Source organism: Streptomyces sp. NPDC005574, from assembly GCF_040605435.1.
In the GTDB taxonomy this organism is placed as follows: domain Bacteria; phylum Actinomycetota; class Actinomycetes; order Streptomycetales; family Streptomycetaceae; genus Streptomyces.
In genome coordinates, this window is the sequence record NZ_JBEXCW010000248.1 from 1 (window position 1) to 2,630 (window position 2,630).

The window sequence follows — 2,630 nt, forward strand, 5'->3', positions numbered from 1 at the left end:
AGACCGTCCAACAAGCCCCGCAGTGTGCGCACGTACCCCTTGCCCGGCTCCAGCCACAACGCCATCACGAGGTACATCATCAGCTTCGACGGCAGTGAGCGCGTCCGCTCCTCACGCGCCCCGGCCTCGTCCACTGCAGCCTGCACTGCTTCCTCCGGGAAAACCGTCGCCAGCAGCCCGATCGACACGTCATCCGTCAACCGCCTCGCGGCCCCACCCTCAACTCGCTCCACCCGAAGATCATCACACGTAGATCATTAACTCATGACCATTGTGGGCTGCCCAAGCTCCCGCAGTAAACGGTGCTGTGGCCAGGCGACGTTCTTGAGGTCGAGTCGGCAACGCGGATACGCGAATAGGTCACGGAAGATTTGAGTGAAATTCCGTTTGCTCGGGCTGGAGGAAGAGCGCGGCGTTCTCCGCAAGGCGGCCCGCTATTTCGCGTGCTCCTGACGTTTATGGGTCCGCGGCGCCGCCCAGACAACCTCGACCTCGTCCGGAATGAAACGACTGCGCCGGTTTGCCTTCGGAGATAATCTACTTGAATCACGGATATACTGTCCGCTCGACCGATTGCATCACCCATTACGTGAACGACGGCAGACTATTCCGGCGGCTACGGCAACCACAGGAGTCAGTGCAACAGATACACCCCGCAGTCATAAATGATTAGGGAACAGTCCTTCGGTGTTCATCCCAAGAACTGCGACGCAACCCGCGGTCCCTCCGGTGTTCGCAATCCTTTCAGCAAGGGCAAGCCGGGCGGTCGTACACGACTAGAACATCGATCAAGTCGAATCCGTGAGCGGCTAGAAGATTGATTGAAGTACCGGCGTCGGGATCGATGGTGACGGCAACTCGGCGAGCACCGCCGGCTGCGGCGACATACAGGCTTTCGATCAACAGGCGGCTGCCAATACCCTCACGACGGTGGGCAGGATGGACCTCGAGATGCCACAAGTTGGCGGTTCCGGAGCGGGCGTCAGGACTGGAGACCAGGGCTGTGGCCAGCACCCGGCCGTCCGGCGCGGAAGCCACAAGGTGCCATCCCTTGCCGTCGTCAAGCAGGGTGACGTCTGCGACTGGATCGTCCGGCTCGACTGGCGATTCGACAAGGTCCCGGAGCATGTAATGTTGGCTCGCTGCGGGAGTAAAGCCAGCCGCCGTAAGGGCACAAACGGTAAGGGGTCGAAGACTCACCGGCAGGCCCCGGGGGCTGGCCTTGGTGACCGGCCCAACGAAAGCATGCAGCGTTCGGCGACCGAAATGGCCTAGGGTGAAGGATAGGAGCGCGACGGTGGCATAAAAGTCCTCCCCAGTGTAAAGCCAGTGGATGAGTCCCGCGCCATCGAATCTACGTATCGACAGGCACATCACACCGTTAACTCGACCACTAGCCAGGTCCATCAGGATGAATATTTGGCTCACCTCTGGCGACTGTACGGGAAGCCCGGAAAGAAGCGGTGCTTCGCCGGGAAGCAAATCCTGCGCAATCAACTCCCGCATCGCATGAAGATCCGAAGGTGTATATGGACGGATCGAGAAACGTCCCAGCTTCTGCAAGTCTATCCGTTTGGTCAACTGCTTTAATCTGTCATCTATCACTGACACTCCCCCATCTCGCAATGATTAATCAAGTTTTGGATGCATAGGGTCACCATGCTCAGCTACGGCTTACAGCAACTGCCGCGGAGGGCTTGGTGACCTGCCCTACTCTTTCGTTGTCACTGCCTAGTTCGCTCATTCTTCCGCGATGCGCTAGGCGGGAAGCAGGGCACCGTGACCTGGCTGCCTCCCGGACGTGTTGCCCTGTCCGTGGGTTGTGAAGACAAAGGATGGGGTCAACGTCCCGAGTCGGACATGCGGCTCGTCTCCGCCACGTCTAACTTCCTGCAGCGTCTGCCGATTCCATTCTTCGAATTCACGAGCTCGTAGACGCTCGATCGCGGGTTTTCCGCTCCTCTCTTAGCGTTTCCAGATAGCAATGCTTGGAACAGAAATAGGACTTGCGTCCTGTGCCGCTGCGGGAGTACTCCTTACTGCAGCGCCGACATGTATATGGCGGCCCTGTGGTCGGGACACCCAGTCCGAGAATATCGAGAAGCAAACTGCAGTCCTCCGTTCCTAGCGCTCGCGCGGCGACTGCCTTTCTTGCCGCTTCAATGGTGTAGTGTGGAGTTACCTCTAGTTCGAAGTCATACGTGATTTTGGCCATGTTCCAGTTAGACCTGTTTGCCATCGTAGAATCACATTCCTCGCTATGGCAGTCAAGTGATGCCAGTCACTGCGTAGCTGCGCTTGAGTGCGCGCCCGCCTGCAGTTCATGCTGTGATTGACCATCCGAGACATGAATGAGTAGCCCCTGCTCATATGGAACTGCAGGACCTTTCCCTGAGTCTTTTTTGTAGACCGTTGATCCCTCCGCCGAGGGCGCGGCCGCAGGGGGTCGCGTCCAGGAGGCGGTGTAAAAAGATCACGAGCGTAGGTTTCGTACAGAACCGACCAAAGTTCGTACGGAAGGACCCACGCCCGTGTCACGGCCCCGGCGTAGTTGTGTGATGTCCGGTTCCGTGCCGGTTGGTCAGATGCTGTAGACGGCGAAGGCGTCTTTGTGGCGGAGGAGGTCGCGG

The 2,630-nt window shown here is 58.7% G+C and carries 2 protein-coding genes; both read right to left on the reverse strand.

Translation table 11 applies throughout. The annotated features are described in order from the left end of the window. Window positions 1–200, reverse strand: a 200-nt coding sequence (locus tag ABZT03_RS43685; protein WP_356049810.1) for a transposase domain-containing protein, incomplete at its 3' end; no start/stop codon positions are given. 544 nt (window positions 201–744) lie between these two features. Further along, a complete protein-coding gene (locus ABZT03_RS43690; RefSeq protein ID WP_356049812.1) occupies window positions 745–1,605 on the reverse strand; it encodes a GNAT family N-acetyltransferase in 861 nt (286 codons plus the stop codon). Between the last annotated feature and the right edge of the window lie 1,025 nt (window positions 1,606–2,630).